Consider the following 18,778-nt stretch of genomic DNA (forward strand, 5'->3'; position numbering starts at 1 on the left):
AAAGATTCTACGAATGGTTCCTTTACCTGCACCTACGACAAAAACGGCACCTATGCTCCTAGTCTGAAAGTGACCGGACCAAGCTGTCTGGCAACTCCAGTTGCTAAGATTAATGTCAATAATACTGCCAAAGATTGTCGCCCGGATGCTCCCGACTGTGCCTCCTATACTTGCAAGGATGTTTCTTGCAATGATGGTTGTAATTTGCAGGTGGGGGAGAAGGATTGTGTGGGGAGGAGATAATAATAATAATAATAATTAAAAAATAATATGAATAAAAAACAGGTCGTAGTTCTCAGTTTAGCGCTAGTGGTTCTATTTGGAAGCATCTATTTTGTTGCCAGAAAGATAAGCGATGGAAATCGGTCAATTAATCCGAAAAATATGACCAACGATAAGAAAGAGATTCCTGTAAATATATTTAGTCAAGATGCGAATAACCAGCAGTCGAGTGCGAATGATGTTTCCGGCAATATAGAAAAAATTGCAGAAAAAACTCTTACTATAAAAAATTCCAGGGAGTCAGTCAGTGTCAATATTAATGGCGCCACTCCAGTGATGATTTCTGTGAATGGTAATAATACAGTACTTGGTCAAATAGCTGATATTAAAAAGGACGATGTGGTCAGAGTGACTTATGATGTAGCTACAAAAAATGTTAAAATGATTTTAGTGATACGGCCATAGATGCTTGAAAGAATTAAGTAGCTATCTAGCGTTAAAGAATAAAAAAACCAGAATGAGTCTGGTTTTTTTTATTGAAAATGGCCTAAGAAGGATGGAACTATTGATTTTATCCTATTTTCCCTTTATACTAGCTGCATATGCGAGAAGTTTTAATTGAAAAATTACACAGCATTTTTAGCCGGATAAGTCCGGATTTTTCGCTTTCTGAAGGGGAAATCGAAATTAATTATCCGCCGGAAGAGTTTGGGGATTATTCGACAAATTTAGCGCTCAAGCTGGCAAAAAAACTGGGGAAAAATCCGCGAGAAATTGCGGAACTGCTGAAAGCTGAATTGGAGAAGGGGGATTTGGATGAGGGACTAATTTCCAAAATTGAAGTGGCAGGAGCGGGCTTTTTGAATTTCACTTTGTCATCAGGAGCGCGCGGGAATGAAATTGGGAAAATAAATTTGGCTGGTGGAGAGTATGGCACAGGGAATTCGGGGAAAGGCAAAAAAATCCACTTGGACTTTGTCAGCGCCAATCCGACCGGACCGATTCACTTGGGGAATGGTCGGGGGGGGCCATTGGGAGATGTGTTGGCGAATGTACTGATAAAGAATGGTTTTTCTGTTTGGCGAGAATATTATGTCAATGATTTTGGCAATCAAATCAAGGTGTTGGGACATTCGATTCTCAAAGACGCAGAGGCGCAATACCGGGGAGAATATATTGATAAGTTAGCAGAAAAAAATAAAGAAACCGATCCATTTTTAGTTGGACAAATTGCGACCAAAACAATCCTGAAAGAAATGATTAAGCCGGCAATGGAATCATTGGGAATACGTTTTGATGAATATTTTCGTGAGAGTTCACTTCATCAAGACGGCGAAGTGGAAAAAGCTTTTTCGCAGTTGAGAGAAAAAGATCTGCTCTATGAAAAAGATGATGCACTGTGGTTCCGAGCGGAAAAATTTGGTGATGAAAAAGATCGGGTGGTGAAAAAAACAACTGGCGAAATCACCTATTTCGGCGGAGATATCGCCTATCATTTGAATAAATTGCAGACGCGAAAATTCGATCTGGCAATTGATATCTGGGGCGCTGATCATCATGGGGATGTCGCGCGCGTGCAAGGAGCTATGGAGGCATTAGGTTATCCTGGAAAAGTAAAAGTGTTACTTACGCAAAATCTTACTGTGCTTAAAAATGGCGAGGAATTTAAGATGTCAAAAAGAAAAGGACAATATATTTGCCTAGAAGATTTAATTGATGAAGTGGGGAAAGACGCCGTACGTTTCATTTTCTTAGCCTATTCTGCAAATTCTCCGATGATTTTTGATATTGATCTAGCCAAAGAAAAGTCCAATAAGAATCCGGTTTTCTATGTCCAATATGCTTATGCACGGCTCTCTGGAATTCTCAGAAAAACAGAAAAAGAAGCGGCAGGCGTGGCTGATTTTTCAATGCTCACTAATGAAAAAGAGATTGAACTTGTGAGGCACTTGATGCGTTTTCCTGATTTGATTGTAGAAATCGCCGAGAACTATGAAGTCCATCGCTTGACGCACTACGCAATAAAATTAGCGGATAAATTTCATAGTTTCTATCACACCTCGCGAATCTTGGACGAAGAAAAATCTTTGGCTTCTGCGAGAAGGGAGTTGGTCAGCGCGACAAAAGTTGTCTTGGGTGAAACATTGCGGCTGGTGGGGATTAGTGCGCCGGAGAAGATGTGACAGGCACAGCTTTTTAGGGCAGGCACAAAATTTTGAAATAAAAAATTAAATTTTAAAACAAAATGGAACCACAAAATAATGTGGAAGATGAAACTGCTCCGGTTGAGGTGAAAAAAGATCATCGGATCAGAATAATTTTGCCAGCTTTGGCTTTTTTATTTTTTGCGCTTCTGGTGGTGCAAAACTATTTCTATATCAAAAACGGAAGAGAGGCCAAGAAAGATAACCAAACAAATGGCGCGACTGAGCAGGCCGGGATGCTTGCGGAAAAGTTAGCTGATCAATCTAAGATTAAGAAATTTTCCAACTATCAGGAATTGCAAGATTTTGTAGAAAATAATTCCGGAGGAGATAATTTCAGTGGAAGGATCATGTCAAATATGGAGTGGACAGACGCGGCTGTGCCGATGGCGGAAAAAAGCGTCCAAGCGACTTCCGGGTTGGGGGGAGTGGATTATTCCCAGACGAATGTGCAAGTGTCAGGCGTGGATGAATCTGATCTGGTGAAGACGGACGGCGAATATATCTATTCTGTCGCGGGCAATACGCTTTTTATCACGCGGGCCAATCCGGCTGATAGCGCGGAAGTTGTGTCAAAAATTGAGTTTAAGTCAGTCCCGCAAAGCCTCTATCTCAAAGGAGATCGGCTGGTGATTTTTGGTGGCGATCAAGGCATTATGACAATGGATTATTATGCTCGTTTCAAGCGCAAATCGCCATATTCTTTTTTTAAGGTATTTGATATTACAGACAAGAAAAATCCGAAGCAGCTACGTGATTTAGATTTTGAGGGAAATTATTTGGAATCGCGGATGATCGGCAATTATGTCTATTTCCTTACCTCGACTTACACGCAATATTATGCTGGAGAAATTCCCGTGCCAAGAATATTGGACGATGGAAAGGAATTATATGACAGTCAAGATTTGGCTAAGTGCCCAAATTGTCCTGATGTTTACTATTTTGATATGCCCTACGATTCGGTCAACATGGTCAATGTCTCTGCGATTAATATTGATGACGAAAATGAAAATTTGACCAATCAGGTTTATCTGCTTTCCGGACAGCAGAATTTTTACGCGTCGCAAAAAAATCTCTACATCGCCTATACGAAATATTTGAGCGAGTACGATCTGTTTATGGGAGTGGCAAAAGATTTTCTATTAACGCGCCTGAGCGAGAAGGAGCAAGCGCAGATCCAAAAAATTGAGGCGGTGGATGATTCAATTCTTTCAAAACGGGAAAAAATGAGCAAAATCAACGCTGTTGTGGAGCGCTACTTGGCATCGTTGCCTGATGATGAGAATCAAAAAATAGAAAAAGAGCTGGAAGATGAAATGCAGAAAAAATACGCGGATATTTCCAAGGAATTAGAAAAAACGGTCATTCATAAAATTGCGATCGAAGGGGGTAGGATTGAGTATAAAAATTTTGGAGAAGTGACTGGGTCAGTGCTCAATCAATTCTCGATGGATGAGGACGAAAAGGGGAATTTTAGAATAGCAACAACTAAGAATCAGACATTTTCGCCACTGAATTTTTTTGGTGGATTTGGTGGGATTGGCGGTATGGAGAAAATGGCAGGCGATACAGCTCAAGATATTAAAGCTCAGCAGAATCAATCTTATAGCAATCTTTATGTTCTCGATGGGGATCTGAAAACAATCGGTGCGGTGGAGAATTTAGCCAAAGGGGAGCGGATTTATTCGGCCAGGTTTATGCAAGACAGGGCGTATCTTGTGACGTATAAGCAAACCGATCCGCTGTTTGTAGTTGACCTCGGGGACGCAAAAAATCCTAAAGTATTGGGTGAGCTAAAAGTGCCAGGTTTCTCCAGTTATTTGCATCCTTATAATGACACGACACTGATTGGTCTGGGGAAAGAAGCGGAAGAAAATAGTTCCGGTGGGGTGACGACGAGAGGGCTTAAGCTTTCCTTGTTTGATGTGAGCGATGTTTCTCAGCCCAAAGAGGTTGATAAGTACGAGCTTGGTTCGGCCGGTAGCAATTCACTGGCTCTTGATGACCACAAAGCATTCCTTTTCTCTCGTGAGAAGAATTTGTTAGTGATTCCGGTGACGCTGACCGATGACTTGGTCAACACTTCAATGCCTTGGCAGGAAGTGTTCAACGGAGTGGCAGTTTTCAAGGTGGACAAAAATGGTTTTACGCTTCAAGGAAAAATCAGTCAAAATAATAAAACCGGTACACAGTTAGGTTATGATTATTACAACAATGGCTTAAAAAGGGCATTATATATTGAAAATAATCTTTATACTGTTTCAGATCAATATTTGCAGATCAACAAATTAGACGGCCTGGATCTCATAAAACGTGTACCGCTCAAAGGCGAGCAAGATTTTCGGGTCGTGCCCAATCCGGAGCCAGTAATGACGCCGATGTTCAAACCATCAAATTATGAAGGTGATTTGGCCGAATGAACCCGGTTTGGATTTTTTAGGGAAAAGAGGCTTATTTCGTCTTTGAATTTTTTGTGCTACAATAAACATAATCAAATTAACCAATAATTTTCATAAAAAGCATGAGTGAAAAAATCTATCTTTCTGTTGTGATTCCGGCGTACAAAGAAAGCAAGCGGATTGGAATAAATCTGGAAGAATGTGAAAAATACTTCAAGGATAAAAAATATAGCTATGAGATTGTCGTTGTCGTAGACGGATCGCCGGATGATACTGCGGAAGTGGCGCGCAGTTATGCCAGTAGATTTGAAAATTTTAGAGTAATTGAAAACAAGGATAATCACGGAAAGGGTTATGTTGTGAGACAAGGGCTCTTGGAAGCAGTGGGAGAATATCGTTTATTTTTCGATGCAGATGGTTCAACGTCCATCAATCATCTGGATGCATTTTTGCCAGAATTTGAAAAAGGATATGACGTAGTGATGGGTTCGCGTGACATTGAAGGAGCGCATATTCAAGTCCATCAGGCAAAGTGGAAGGAATTATTCGGAGACACGGGAAATTGGGCGATTAGAATTACGTTGGGACTTTGGGGTTATCCAGATACACAATGCGGGTTTAAGATGCTCAGCGCTAAGGCGGCCGAGGCGGTGGCGAGTCGGATGGTGGTTGATCGTTTTGGATTTGATTTTGAACTGGTAATGCTTGCGAAGAAGCTGGGCTTCAAGATTAAGCAAATGCCAGTGAGCTGGATGAATGAAGCTGGATCAACGGTAAGCCTTACCGGACCAAATGGCTATTTTCAGGTACTTTGGGATTTATTTAAAACAAGGATGAGACTCTGGGGTGGAAAATACAAAATCAAAAAATAACATCAACCTGCTTACGTATTGGCCTTAAGAAAATTCTTTATAGCGCGGTTTTCTCTTTTTGTCTGGCCTTGCGCCGGTCTACTAAGGATTTGGATGCTAAAAAAGTCGAACGTCAAAAATTTTCTTAAGGCCGATAAGTAAGCCTCAATAAATAAAATTTTTTGGAAAACGAAAAAAACAAAACAAAACCAACAGAGTTGCGCCAAGATTTGATCACCGGGGATTGGGTGGTGGTTTCGACGATCCGTGCTAAACGGCCGGATGAGTTTGCCAAGAAAGAAGCGGACGGCGAAAGTGAATGTGATGTCGCCAACTGTCTCTTTTGTGACCCAACTGCTTCTGGTCAAGAAAAGGACGTTTTGCTCTATGGAAACAATGAGAATGATTGGAGTCTGCGTGTTTTTCCCAACAAGTTTCCGGCATTTTCTCGGCCGACTGGCGGACAAATTAATCACAAAGAAGAAGGCCCTTATTTCAAGATGGATAGTGTGGGTTATCACGAAGTGGTTGTGACCAGAGATCACAAAAAGCACATCGGGCGGATGGATCCGATTATGGTAGCGGAAGTGCTCGATGCCTATCAATCACGTTACATTGATCTGATGAATAAAAAGTCGGTCAATTACGTCGACATTTTTCACAATCATGGGAAGAGGGCGGGCGCTTCGATTCCGCATCCACATTCGCAACTGATGGCTATCCCGGTCGTTTCTCCCTATGTAGATTCGGAGCTGGATGGAGCGGAAATTTATTACAAGGCGAATAAACATTGTGTCTATTGCGCTATGCTAGAATGGGAGCGGGAACATGGGAAGCGGATTGTGTTTGAGAATGAGGAATTTATCGTCTTTTGTCCCTTTGCCTCACGGTCTAATTTCGAAATGTGGGTGATACCTAAAAAACATAAACCCTATTTTGAAAGAACGACGGAAGAGGAGAAAATGGCGGGAGGAGAGGCCTTACAAAAAGCAATTTATAAGTTAGACAAAGCACTAAACAATCCTGATTTTAATTTTTATATACACACATCACCGTGTGACGGAAAAGATTATCCGCATTATCATTGGCATATCGAAATTTTGCCGAAACTGAATATCTGGGCGGGATTCGAAATTTCAACCGGGATTGAGATTGTTACGATTACGCCGGAAGATGCCGCGGAATACTTAAGGGGAATGTAAAAACTTTATGCACGAAATGATTATTGGCTGGTTTACCGGCTTTCCTAAGGAACTGGCAATATTTCTTATCTCGGCCATTCCTGTGACTGAACTGCGTGCGGCGTTGCCATTGGCTTATACTGTCTATGGAATGGGTGCTTTTTGGTCTTGGTTCTATGCCGTGGCGGGCACCTTTTTTACTATGATAGTGATTGTTTTAGCACTTGATCCGATCGCAAAAGTTTTATCCACGTACATAAAATTATTTAAAGTTTTTTTTGATTGGTTGTTTGAGCACACGCGAAAGCGTGCCGGGGGAAAGATGGAAAAATATGGAGCTTGGGCGATTTTTATTCTGGCGGCCACTCCAATCCCGCTGCTTGGCGGAATGACAGGGGCGTTAGCTGCTTTCATTTTTAATGTTCCATTGAAAAAATCATTGCCCCTTTTACTTTTTGGCACGATGGTTTCCGGTGCGATTATTTTAGGAATAACTGTTTATTTTAACTAAAAATACAGCAGAGACGAGGCAGTGCCTCGTCTCTACGGGCTATATCGTATTATGAAAAGAATAATTATAGGTAATCTAAAAATGAATATCGTTTCTATTCAGGAACGAGACCAATATTTGAAATCGTTTAAAAAAGAATTGCTGGAAAAGAAGTTAGTCAATACGGAAATTGTGCTTTGTCCGCCAGTAATTCATCTGGAAAGTTTTAAAAAAGTGCTTGGTAAAAAAGTTATTCTAGGTGGTCAGAATTGTTTTTGGGAAGATAAAGGCTCATACACTGGAGAGATTTCTCCTTTGATGCTCAAGAATTTTGATTGTGACTACGTAATTATTGGGCACAGCGAACGGCGGAAATATTTCGGGGAAAATAATCAATCAATTAATCAAAAGATTTTGGCCAGTCTCAAAAATGGCCTTAGCCCGATAATCTGTGTGGGCGAAACGAAAGCGGAAAGGCAGTCTGGTGAAACGATGCGCGTGATTACCAAACAAGTCAAGGAAGCGTTCGCGGGAGTGGCTTCGGGAAAGTTGGAAAAAATAGTCGTAGCCTATGAACCAGTTTGGTCCGTTGGGTCAGATGCGATTCCAACCAGCAATGAAATTATGGAAGCGAAAGTTTTGATCCAAAAAATTCTTTCACAGAATTTTTCCAAGGGCTATGTTGAAAAATTAAGAATAGTCTATGGCGGATCGGTCAGTGCGAAAACCGTTAAGCAAGCTTGTGTCGACAGTGGAATGGAAGGAGCACTGATTGGGAGAGAGTCATTGACACCGAGGGATTTTTTGAAAATAGTAAAAATAATAAACGGATAATTGAAAAATATATGATTACATCAGTCAAGGAAATCCTAACTAAAGCCAAAAAGGGTGGGTATGCCGTGGGTGCCTTTAATACAGTAAATTTGGAAACGACGCGGGCGATTGTGGAGGCGGCTCAAGAGATGCGTTCCCCAGTCATTATCCAAGTTACGGAAAAAACGATGGAGTATGCGGGAGGTCGGGGAATTTTTCATCTGATAAAAAATGATGCACAGTTTTATGCGCCGGAAATTCCAATTGGAATCCATCTTGATCACGGAAAAAGTTTTGAAATAGTCGAGCGGGCAGTGGCGATCGGGTTTACCTCTGTGATGTATGACGGTTCGCGCAAGGTTTTTGCGGATAATTTGGAAGTTACTAGGAAAGTGGTCGGCTTTTGTCATGAAAATGGCGTGGATGTTCAGGGTGAATTGGGTAATGTGCCTTATTTAGGTGAAGCGCAGATGGGGGAAATTGATTGGGACGAGTATATGACTGATCCGATGCAGGCAAAAACGTTTGTGGATGAGACAGGAATTGATGCTTTGGCAGTGGCAATCGGTAATGCACATGGATTTCTCAAGGAAAGAGCGCAGCCGGATTTTGATCGGATGGAAATGATAAATAAGAATATCAACATCCCTTTTATTTTGCATGGAGCGTCGGATTGGGAAAATGGACGAGTTGTGAGTGCGATTAAAAATGGTATCAGCTGTTTTAATGTGGACACAGCCATTCGAATCGCCTTTGTGAATAATCTGATCAATTCGGTCAATGAGCAAGGAGAACTGGGTTTTGATCTGCGAAAGCTGTTGGGTGGTGCGAGGGACGCGGTGAAGGAAACAGTGAAATATAAGATTAAAATTTTTGGCAGTGATGGGAAGGCCTAAGTCAAGATGCAATAGGCATCAAACAGGAAACAGGAGGAATGTAAAAAATAAAACATTCAAGATAAAAAACTGAAAATTCAATTTCAGTTTTTATTTTTTACGTGGTATAATATTAATATGCAAAAGTTTTTGACCATAGAAAAGATATTGCTCGAGTTTGACCCGGAACTGAAAAACATACTTCCAGCGTTAAAAAAGGTTAATGCTAATTTTGGTTATGTCGGAGAAAAAGAAGCCGGAGTTGTGGCCCAATATTTTGAGTTACCGCTGGCTAAGGTGTATGAAACGGCCAGTTTTTATGATTTGCTCCAGACGAAAAATCCGCCAATTCTAGCTATCAAGGTTTGCTCGGGAAGTGATTGCAGCCTGGAGCGATCAGGCGTAATCATTCAAGAGATTGAAAATTATTTTCACATCAAGGTTGGGGACGAATTTAATCTAAAGGTGCGCTTGGAAAAAATTAGTTGTTTGGGGCGTTGCGGTGAAGGGCCGATTATGGTTGTGAATGGAAAAGTTTATGAAAAAGTGACGGCGAGCGGGGTGCATCGGATTTTGGGGGAATGGAGCTGATACTTCATTTTTTTGAGTGTCATCCTCGCGAAGGCGGGGATCCAGGCACCTTAGGTTAAAAATAAAGAGAAAAAGAATTATTGAAATTCAAGACTTGCTGAAATAGAGAGTTAGTCTGACTTACGGCTCGATTTTCTAAGGTTTAAAACTAGTGGAACCTAGATTCCCGCCTTCGCGGGAATGACACAGCTTATTTCATGCAAAAAAATCCAAAAATCATAACCGAACATTGGGGCAAAATTGATCCGCTAAAAATAGAGGATTATTTGGCCGTGGGTGGTTACGTTTCGCTTAGAAAATTTATCGAAGTGCTGGAACCACAAAAAGCGCTGGAGGAGGTGAAATTGTCAGGCCTTTGTGGCAGGGGCGGGGCGGGATTTTTGACTGGAGCGAAATGGGAGATGGCAATGGGGCAAAAAAGCAAGGAAAAATATTTTATCTGTAATTTGGACGAATCAGAGCCCGGGACATATAAGGATCGGGCAATTGTGGAAAATAATCCGCATTTGCTTTTAGAGGGAATAATTATTTCTGCTTTGACGATCGGTGCAAAAAAAGCCTATATCTATATCAATGGAAATTACGCAAAGCAAGCAGAAATTTTAGAAAAAGTTATTGCGCAGGCCGGTGAAAATAAATTTATAGGATCCAAGATATTAGGTTCGGCATATTCACTGGAAGTGGAAATATTTTCCGGAGCTGGCGCATATATCTGTGGAGAAGAAACGGCTTTGATTAATTCCATGGAAGGCAATCGCGGTGAACCAAAACTTCGTCCGCCATATCCGACAGAAAAAGGCCTTTTTGGCAGACCCACAGTAGTGAATAATGCGGAAACGGTTGCTAATATTCCATGGATCATAAAAAATGGCGGCAAAAAATATGCCTCTATCGGTCTTGAAGCTAGCCCTGGAACAAAATTATTCATCCTGGGTGGCGCGGTAAAAAACAAAGGTGTTTTTGAGGCGCCGACCGGCATCACGATTCATGATGCGATTGATAATTTGGGCGGGGGACTTTTGCGGGGAAAAGAATTTTGGTTTGTGCAAATCGGCGGTGCATCCGGACGGTTGGTTTTAGAGAAGGAATTAGACCAAAAATTGGGTTATGGAAAAATGTTGACAGAGACGCCCCGCCCGGGCGGGGAGTCGCTACAAATAGGATCCGGTGCAATTTTGGTTGTAGACAAGTTAGTTAACATCTATGACTTGCTTTTGTCTTGGACGGGATTTTTTCGCCGAGAGTCTTGTGGAAAATGCATTCCGTGTCGAGAAGGAACTTTCCGACTCAATGAAATTATGGAGCGATTGGCCGATGGAGAGATCGTTCCACGCGACAAGGAAGCGCTCGATGATATTTTGTGGACTTTGGAAAACACTACCTTTTGTCCATTGGGGAAATTTGCGAGCGTGGCAGTGCGAGATGCGGTTTCTAAAATTGGAATTTTAAAATAGAATAACCTAAAATATTTTTTCAAAAAAAAGACAGATTTTAATATGTATGGTATTGTGTAATTATATAAAAATAAATTTAAAAAAGAAAATGAAAAAAAAATTAAAATTCATATTTACGTCAAGCATCTTATCGATTTTATTGTTGCTTGCTTCCCTTTCTTGCGCCTCAGAAGTTCCATTTGATTCATCTTCAACTCAAGATTTAGCAACTCCAGTTGAAGCTCAAAAAGCTATCGCCATTGCGACAGTAAATATCTATAATACTAAGCTGGTTTCTCAAGATAACAGTAAACTGAAAATTTCTTTTCAACTTTCTAATCGCGAAAAAGCCCAGCCGGCAGTTAAGTATGCCGTTCAGCTGATTGGCAAAGAAGCGGAAAGCCAATATGTGGCGGATGAACAGATTTATCCGGAAGTCATCTCTCTGGGCGAGCATGAGACTGCTTCCAAAGAAATTGAATATTTAGCTCCGAACTATCTTACCGGCACCTTTCGCGTTTTAGTGGTTTCCCGCAATGAAAATGGCCTACCCTTCTCCTTTGCTCCAGTGGGTGAAGTGGTTTTGCAAGGAGAAGCTAATTTTCTGGAAATACTACCCAACTCTTGTTTTCTGACGGTAGAAGGAGAAGTGAGCGCTAAAAAGTATACCATAAGGCAGGGCGTCGATATTAAAAGCGAGGAAACATTGCTGGCTACTTGTAACATCATTAATCATTTTCCAACAGCTATTTCTTTCACTCCAAGCATTGAAACTCATCGGCGTATCACAGTAGGAGAGTTAGTTCCGGATAACAATGAACCACAAAAGAAGTTATCTCTGGGAGCCGGAGAAAAAAAGAGTTTCTCCTTGAGTTTGCCCAAAGCGACGGCTCCTCAAGCCTATGATGCCGTCTTGAAATTAAAAGACAGCACTGGTACTATTTCCAATCAAGTGGCTTTTCACTATGTGATCAGGGGAGCAAGTGCTACGATCCAAAATCTCATCTTGGACAAGAACTTCTATCAAAAAGGTGAAATAGTTAATACTACTCTTTTCTTCTCCGGATCAGCAGAGGGTTTTCCCGGTTCTCGTTTTGAAAAAGAAAAGAGAGAGGAATTCTTGATGAATATGGAGATTAAAGATGCAGCGGGTATTCCTTGTGTTACTTCTCAAGAGGCAAGTTTAGGTGAAGCGGATACTGATAAGACCTTTAGTCTTCCTGCCGTGGCTGATTGTACTGATCCACTTGCTATGGTTATCCTCACAGACGCCAAAGGGAACCTTTTGGACAAAAGAGAATATCAATTCAAAAGTAACAATCAAACAACAACCGCAATTTCATCAGAAACCAAACAAGGACAAAAAAGTGTGATGGCCTATGGTATTATTTTTATTGTCATTCTCACGATTATCGCCCTGGGAGCCATTTTTTTCAAGAAAAAGTTTTTGATTGTTTTTTTCTTAATCTTCTCTGGTATTTTTTGGAGAGGGGAGCAGGCGCGAGCAGATACCCTCGGTAACTTTGTCATAGGGCTAAACAAGTCTGTCTATGCTCCAGGAGAAACAATTATTGTCACTGCTACGGATAATCAGGCGCAGTGTTTAAATGCCGGGCATATATATAATGATTTGTTTGTTACGATCAATGGAATTGAGTACGTAGTATTTCTAAATTCCAGCGGAGAGGGTATTAGTACAACAGTTTATGCTTCTGCTCCAGCAGCGCCAGGTAGCTACGTGGCTTCGTTTAGGTGGCCGACAATTTGGGGTACATACGATATTCCTTATATAGTAGTTGCACCTTGTGTACCAAGTTGCGCTTCTGCAGCTAGCTATTGCACCTGGGAATCTATTTCCGATGGTTGTAGCGGAAGCTGCACTGGCACAAGGTTGCCTGATTGCTCCGGTCGTGGTGGTGTTTGTGTCGGCGTTAACTACCCCGTTGCTTGCGGAACTTGTACGGGTACAAAACCACCACTTTGTTCCGATGCTAATCTGCATTGCACTACAGAAACATACGCCAGTACAAACGGTTGTGGAAACTGCACCGGCACCTGGGATTGCACTTTGCCAACGTGTTCCGCCTCCTTTAGTCCAACTCAATTGACAACGGCCGGCACTTCCACTTTAACTTTGGATTCTTCTGCGACCGCTGATAATGTCTATGCTTTTTGCAACGGCCCAATTGCCGGTGGCTGGTGGAGTGCCACTGATTTCTCTTCTGGGGTTTGGTTTGCCGCGGGACAGATCGGAACAGAAACTTGTACTTTCCAAACCTACAATCGCTCATTAGCGGGCGGAGCCTGCAGTGCAACAGTCACAACCTACCCGGCGGCTACTGTCAACATCACCGCCACGAGCCCGATCCCCTTCGGCGGTAGTCCTACTTTTAACCTTTCCTCGACCAATGCATCGTCCTGCACGGTCAGCGTCGACGGAACGATAATTTCCAGCGGCCCGGTCAATCGCTTATTCACATATGGCCCCTATCTCGTTGCCGGACTGCACAACGTTAGTGCCACTTGTCTTAATGCGATCGGTGCACCGGCTTCTGCTACAACATCTTTCATTGTTGAACCTGCCCCCGTCGCAACGATTACTGTAGTACCCAATCCCGTTGCTTGTGGCAGCAGTACTATCATCTCTCTTGCATCGACCAATGCGACTAACTGCACAGTCTCACTGGATGGAGTCGCATTTTCCAGTGGTCCAACAACTTTAGTCACTTCCAGTGGTCCGTTTTTTGTCTCAATGACACATTCCGCATCAGCCCATTGTGTTAATGCTGCGGGTTATCCCTCTGATCCAGTTGTTCTTTTCTCCGTCGGCGCCTGTCACGCTTGCGGTACAGCTGCCACATTCTACCCTTACTCACTGGGCTTGTCTGATTGGCCAGGGGGAGTCACCTTCTGTGCTCCAGGTGTACCCAACCCGACTAATCCCAGCTTTCCCGTGCTTACCCACGTTCCTCCTAATACAAAAACCACTTGGCTGTGTGAGAATCCATGGAATGCTGCGGATAATGAGTCTTGTACAGCCGAAAGGCAATGTCAACCAGATGGTACTACGCGGACTTGCGTGCCTGATGATTCGACCTACTGCACCAATCCAGCCACACTTAAATTGCGTTGTGGCAAAGACATACCCTATCATTGCCTAGATAGTTGTAATGAGCCGGCGCCTGCTCTTTGCATATCAGACCCTTGCCCAACGATTCAATGCGCCCCATGTGATGCAGGTGAGTGGAAAGAGGTGAAACCTTGATTTACCAATTAATTTATAAATAAATAATAAATATGGATAGAAAAAAAATCATTATTCCCATCATTGCTCTCATAATACTTTTTGGCGGAGCCTTGTTTATCGCACAAAGTTTGAGTAATAAGAAGGCAGGAGTTACATCGCAGTCAGTCATTGATACTGGAAAGAATCAGTCAGTATTAACTCCGGAGAATGTTCAAAATCCTACTACTCCGGTAAGTCCCGGAAATCAAGGGTCGCCATCAGCTTCAGGATTACCTATTGATCCAAATAACCCAGTAAATAAAGAGTTGAAGCCTGGTACAAAAGCAGATTTTGGTACAATTGATAGAGTGGATGATAAAAGCGTAGTGCTGAAATTAGCAGATAAATCAATTACAGTTAACATTGCTTCTAATACGATCGTTACCAAAAATAGTAGTAATGGCAAGGTAACGACAGGAAGTCTTTCCGATCTAGCCGTTGGTGATCTGACTAAAGTGAGTTATCATGAAGACACTAAAAAAATTATTGAGATTGTGGTTATGAAGATTGACTTGCCGGATGACACCAAGAAACTGATTGATTTGCCTCAGCCATAGATAAATTTCTCGGAGATATTTGGATTTAGGGTGCTTGATGAAAAGTTGAAAAACACCGGAATGATTCGGTGTTTTTCTAATTCAACGCTTGGTGGTATAATTCAAATATGCAAATAAAAATCAACAATAAAAAATACAAGGTAAAGTTGGGTGAGACTGTTTTGGATGTTTGCCGGAGAGAAAGAATTCCGGTCGCTACGCTCTGTTCTTTTGAGGGACTTGCTCGTGAGGGAGATTGTCGCTTGTGCCTGGTGGAATTGGGCGAGACGGGCAAATTAGTGACATCTTGCACAACGAAAGTTTGCGCTGATCTGGAGGTGCAGACAGATAGCGAAAAAGTCCAAAAGGCGCGTCGGATTAACCTCGAGCTACTTTGGGCGGATCATGCGGGAAAGTGTTCCACTTGCAAGAAAAATCGGATGTGCGAATTGCAAAAACTGGCTGAGGAATATAAAATTGAAAATTTCCATTTTGTACCAAGAAAGGGTGAGATGACGAGCAGTGAAGAGCAAAAACTACTGCGGGATAATTGGTCGCGAGTCGTCGTTGAAAACCAAAATCCTTGCATTTCGAGGAATTCTGAATTTTGCGTGGAATGCAAAAGGTGTGTCAATATCTGTCCGGAACATAAATTTGGTTTTAACCATCGGGCAGGGGATGTGGTTGTTGGTACGCCCTATGAAAAAGTCTTGGAGTGCAGTTTTTGCGGAAAATGCGTCGAGGCGTGCCCGGTAGCGGCGCTGACTGATCAGAATGATTATGCTAAAATAATCGAAGATTTGGAGGATTTGAAAAAGTTTTCCGTGGCGGTGGTGGATCTGGCTATGGAAGAAAAAATAAAGGCGCAGTTGAAAGATATTACCCAGGAAAAAGATTTGAAAAAAATATTTTTTGAGTTGGGTTTTGAAAAAATTATCAATCTTTCTGAAAAAGAACAGCACAGGGAAGATGAAGTTTTTGCCAGCATTAAAGCTGATTACGCTAAAAAAGAAAAAATTGATCCCAGAAATATCCGTACGTTTTTCGTTTCTTCCAAAATCCAAAAAAAAGCCCAAAAAGGCGAATATTTGGATTATATCCTTTCGGAGCGGGAGGTGGCGAGATTGGTGCGGGATAAGAAAAAAATGATAGCGGGTAAAATCGCACCTAAGAATTAGAAAAGTAATATGTGCCTGGCAATTCCGGGAAAAATTATGGCAATTAAAAATCAACTGGCGACAGTTGATTTTAATGGCATTGAGAAAGAAATTAACATTTCGTTGGTTTCGGTAAAAGTTGGTGAGTATGTGATGGTGCACGCTGGTTTTGCGATTGAGAAGATGGACAGTGAGTATGTGAATGAGATGCAGGGGTATTTGAGTAAAAAATCCAAAATATCAAATTACAAATGACAAATAAATATCAATGAGCAGTTTGGATCAAATTCTGAAAAATATTCATGAAAATGCCGAGAAAATTGGACGCCCTATTCGCCTCATGGAGCTTTGTGGTACGCATTCGCAGACAATTGCCGAGCATGGAATCAAGAAATTAATGCCGGAAAATATCACGCTAGTTTCTGGGCCAGGTTGTCCGGTGTGCGTTACGGATCAAACTGACATTGATGTGGTCGTCGGTCTTGCGCTTGCGGGAATTCCGGTGGCAGTCTATGGCGACACGATACAAGTGCCGGGAAATGTGATGAGCCTAGAAGAAGCAAAAAGAAACGGCGCAGATATTCGGGTCGTTTATTCAATTTCCGAGGCGGTTGAGATGCAAAAAGAAAAATCGAATCTGGTTTTTTTTGGTTTGGGTTTTGAGACGACGACGGGGATGACGGCTTGGGCGATTAAAAATGGACTGACCGTTTACAGCGCTCACAAACTTTTTCCGCCGGCGATGGAAGCACTTTTGGCCAATAAGAAAATAAAAGTTGATGGGTTTATTGATCCTGGGCACGTAAGCGCGATTATCGGAACGGAAGTTTTTGAGAAATTCAAGATTCCGCAAGTCGTGGCTGGTTTTTCCGGCGAAGATGTTTTGATTGCAATTGATAAGTTGCTTGGCCAAATTTTGGAAAACAAATCTCGCGTGGAAAATGTTTATGGCCGGCTGGTGAAAAAAGAAGGTAACAGAAAAGCGCTAAATTTAATCAATGAAGTTTTCGAAGTTAGTGATGCAAAATGGCGAGGTTTGGGAGAGATTAAAAATTCGGGGCTAAAAATTCGGAAAAAATATCAAGCGCAAGATGCGCAGTTCGTGCACAAAAAGTTGATTGAAAAAATAAGAAAAGAGATTAAAATTAAGCCAAGCGCTTGCCAGTGTGGGCTAGTGCTCCAAGGTCTTATCGAGCCAAAGGCTTGTCTGTTATTCAGGAAAGCTTGTACTCCGGAAAGCCCGCAAGGCGCGTGCATGGTTTCGGTGGAGGGGAGTTGTAATGTGGAATTCCGCTTCGCGGAATAAATTGTTTTATTGTTAAATTGTTGAATTGTTAATTTTGTGGAGAAAAATTATCTTAAATTGAACGACCTTAGCTCCTATAAGATTGCCTATAATTTAAGTAATTATGTTTGGGATATTGTGGTTAGTTGGGGTTATTTTGAAAAAGATACTGTGGGCAAGCAATTCGCAAGATCAGTCGATTCGATTTCAGCTAATATTGCGGAAGGTTTTGGTAGGTTTGGAAAAAAAGATAAAATTAACTTTTATAGGTATGCTTTTGGATCAGTAAAAGAATCTTTAGATTGGAACGAAAAATCAAAAAAGAGAAGTTTATTAAAAGAAAAGGAATACGAGTATATTTTAAGTGAGTTGCAAAAACTACCCAAAGAAATGAACGGCTTAATCAAATTTACAAATGACAAACTGGAACGATGACAATTTAGTAATACAGCATTGCAACAATGAAACAATTTAACAATGTAACAATGGAAATGGGGGGTGGCGGAGAAAAATCATCTCAGCTTATTTTTGGAATAAGAAAATTTTTTCCAAAAGCGATTAAATGGAAAAATACCCAAGACGATGGGGCTGCTTTTAGTCTCGGAAAAGAAAAATTAGTCTTCACAACAGATGCGTTTATTGTTGATCCGCTTTTTTTCCCAGGTGGGGACATCGGGAAAATCGCTATTTGTGGGACAATTAATGATCTCTCAGTGATGGGCGCGGTACCGATTGGGATCTCGCTTAGTCTTGTGATTGAAGAAGGTTTTCCGCAGAGTGATTTGAAAAAAATTATGCAGTCAATCGGGAAGATTTCCAAAGAGACGGGTGTACCGATTGTGACGGGGGATACAAAAGTGACAGAAAAAGGCAAGATCGACAAAATTGAAATTACCACTTCTGGCGTGGGACTCGCTTCAAAAATTATTGAAAATGGTGGAGCGAAAGTGGGCGATGCGATCATTACTTCTGGCAATCTTGGCGAACACGCCGTGGCGCTACTGGCTAGTCGGTTCAATTACCGGACAAAAATAAAAAGTGATTGCCAGCCAGTCACGAAAGAAGTTCAAAGTATCTTACCGTATCTTACTTCTTGCAAAGATCCGACGCGCGGTGGTGTGGCGGCGGTGCTCAATGAAATGGCGGAAAAATCTAAAATGAGATTTATTTTAGACGAAAATAATCTGCCGTTTTCCAAAGAAACTGTCGCGCTTTCTGGACTCTTGGGGATTGATAAATTTTCCTTTCCGTCCGAAGGCCGGTTTGTGGGGACTGTTCCCCAAAAAGACGCTGAAAAAGTGCTTAAAATTCTTAGAAAATATAATCGTGGAGCCAAAATTATTGGTTCAGTTGTGAAGGGCAACGGAGTTTATTTGAAGACCATAATCGGCAGTGAGAAAAAAATTGAGGTGCCGAGGGGGAAATTGATTCCGCGGATTTGTTAGGCTCAAAATG

General features: G+C 41.8%; 18 protein-coding genes. All 18 read left to right on the forward strand.

From position 1 onward, the window contains the following. A partial coding sequence (locus WC848_06110; GenBank protein ID MFA5962229.1) for a hypothetical protein occupies positions 1 to 243 on the forward strand: 243 nt, incomplete at its 5' end. Between the two features lie 27 nt (positions 244 to 270). Continuing rightward, on the forward strand, positions 271 to 687 hold the full coding sequence (locus WC848_06115; GenBank protein MFA5962230.1) for a hypothetical protein: 417 nt from the start codon (positions 271 to 273) through the stop codon (positions 685 to 687). A 137-nt stretch (positions 688 to 824) separates the two neighbouring features. Next, entirely contained in the window at positions 825 to 2,405 is a 1,581-nt protein-coding gene (argS, locus tag WC848_06120; GenBank protein ID MFA5962231.1) for an arginine--tRNA ligase, read from the forward strand. A gap of 62 nt (positions 2,406 to 2,467) precedes the next feature. Next, positions 2,468 to 4,846 carry a beta-propeller domain-containing protein gene (locus WC848_06125; protein ID MFA5962232.1) on the forward strand — a complete coding sequence of 793 codons (2,379 nt, stop codon included), beginning with the start codon at positions 2,468 to 2,470 and terminating at the stop codon, positions 4,844 to 4,846. Positions 4,847 to 4,947: 101 nt separating this feature from the next. Beyond that, the gene (locus WC848_06130; GenBank protein MFA5962233.1) at positions 4,948 to 5,697 is read left to right on the forward strand and encodes a dolichyl-phosphate beta-glucosyltransferase; all 750 of its coding nucleotides are present in this window, start codon (positions 4,948 to 4,950) and stop codon (positions 5,695 to 5,697) included. Between the two features lie 161 nt (positions 5,698 to 5,858). After that, the gene (gene galT, locus WC848_06135) at positions 5,859 to 6,878 is read left to right on the forward strand and encodes a galactose-1-phosphate uridylyltransferase (protein MFA5962234.1); all 1,020 of its coding nucleotides are present in this window, start codon (positions 5,859 to 5,861) and stop codon (positions 6,876 to 6,878) included. A gap of 7 nt (positions 6,879 to 6,885) precedes the next feature. Then, a complete protein-coding gene (locus tag WC848_06140) occupies positions 6,886 to 7,368 on the forward strand; it encodes a small multi-drug export protein (GenBank protein MFA5962235.1) in 483 nt (160 codons plus the stop codon). 51 nt (positions 7,369 to 7,419) lie between these two features. Continuing rightward, entirely contained in the window at positions 7,420 to 8,181 is a 762-nt protein-coding gene (gene tpiA, locus WC848_06145; protein ID MFA5962236.1) for a triose-phosphate isomerase, read from the forward strand. A gap of 11 nt (positions 8,182 to 8,192) precedes the next feature. Next, positions 8,193 to 9,056 carry a class II fructose-bisphosphate aldolase gene (locus tag WC848_06150; protein MFA5962237.1) on the forward strand — a complete coding sequence of 288 codons (864 nt, stop codon included), beginning with the start codon at positions 8,193 to 8,195 and terminating at the stop codon, positions 9,054 to 9,056. Between the two features lie 117 nt (positions 9,057 to 9,173). Continuing rightward, positions 9,174 to 9,626, forward strand: coding sequence for an NAD(P)H-dependent oxidoreductase subunit E (locus WC848_06155; GenBank protein MFA5962238.1), 453 nt, complete (start codon positions 9,174 to 9,176; stop codon positions 9,624 to 9,626). A gap of 197 nt (positions 9,627 to 9,823) precedes the next feature. After that, positions 9,824 to 11,080: an NADH-ubiquinone oxidoreductase-F iron-sulfur binding region domain-containing protein gene (locus tag WC848_06160; protein ID MFA5962239.1), complete on the forward strand. Its 1,257-nt coding sequence runs from the start codon at positions 9,824 to 9,826 to the stop codon at positions 11,078 to 11,080. 88 nt (positions 11,081 to 11,168) lie between these two features. Beyond that, entirely contained in the window at positions 11,169 to 14,324 is a 3,156-nt protein-coding gene (locus WC848_06165; GenBank protein MFA5962240.1) for a hypothetical protein, read from the forward strand. Positions 14,325 to 14,356: 32 nt separating this feature from the next. Then, a complete protein-coding gene (locus WC848_06170) occupies positions 14,357 to 14,902 on the forward strand; it encodes a hypothetical protein (protein ID MFA5962241.1) in 546 nt (181 codons plus the stop codon). Positions 14,903 to 15,009: 107 nt separating this feature from the next. Then, complete coding sequence (locus WC848_06175) at positions 15,010 to 16,059, forward strand: 2Fe-2S iron-sulfur cluster-binding protein (protein ID MFA5962242.1); 1,050 nt, start codon at positions 15,010 to 15,012, stop codon at positions 16,057 to 16,059. A gap of 9 nt (positions 16,060 to 16,068) precedes the next feature. Beyond that, positions 16,069 to 16,293, forward strand: coding sequence for a HypC/HybG/HupF family hydrogenase formation chaperone (locus tag WC848_06180; protein MFA5962243.1), 225 nt, complete (start codon positions 16,069 to 16,071; stop codon positions 16,291 to 16,293). Positions 16,294 to 16,306: 13 nt separating this feature from the next. Beyond that, a complete protein-coding gene (hypD, locus tag WC848_06185) occupies positions 16,307 to 17,344 on the forward strand; it encodes a hydrogenase formation protein HypD (protein MFA5962244.1) in 1,038 nt (345 codons plus the stop codon). Positions 17,345 to 17,380: 36 nt separating this feature from the next. Beyond that, positions 17,381 to 17,758, forward strand: a complete 378-nt coding sequence (locus WC848_06190) for a four helix bundle protein (GenBank protein MFA5962245.1) — start codon at positions 17,381 to 17,383, stop codon at positions 17,756 to 17,758. Between the two features lie 26 nt (positions 17,759 to 17,784). Next, positions 17,785 to 18,768, forward strand: coding sequence for a hydrogenase expression/formation protein HypE (hypE, locus tag WC848_06195; protein MFA5962246.1), 984 nt, complete (start codon positions 17,785 to 17,787; stop codon positions 18,766 to 18,768). Positions 18,769 to 18,778: the final 10 nt, after the last annotated feature.

This window comes from Parcubacteria group bacterium, from assembly GCA_041659505.1.
Classification (GTDB): Bacteria; Patescibacteriota; Minisyncoccia; order Moranbacterales; family UBA2206; genus UBA9630.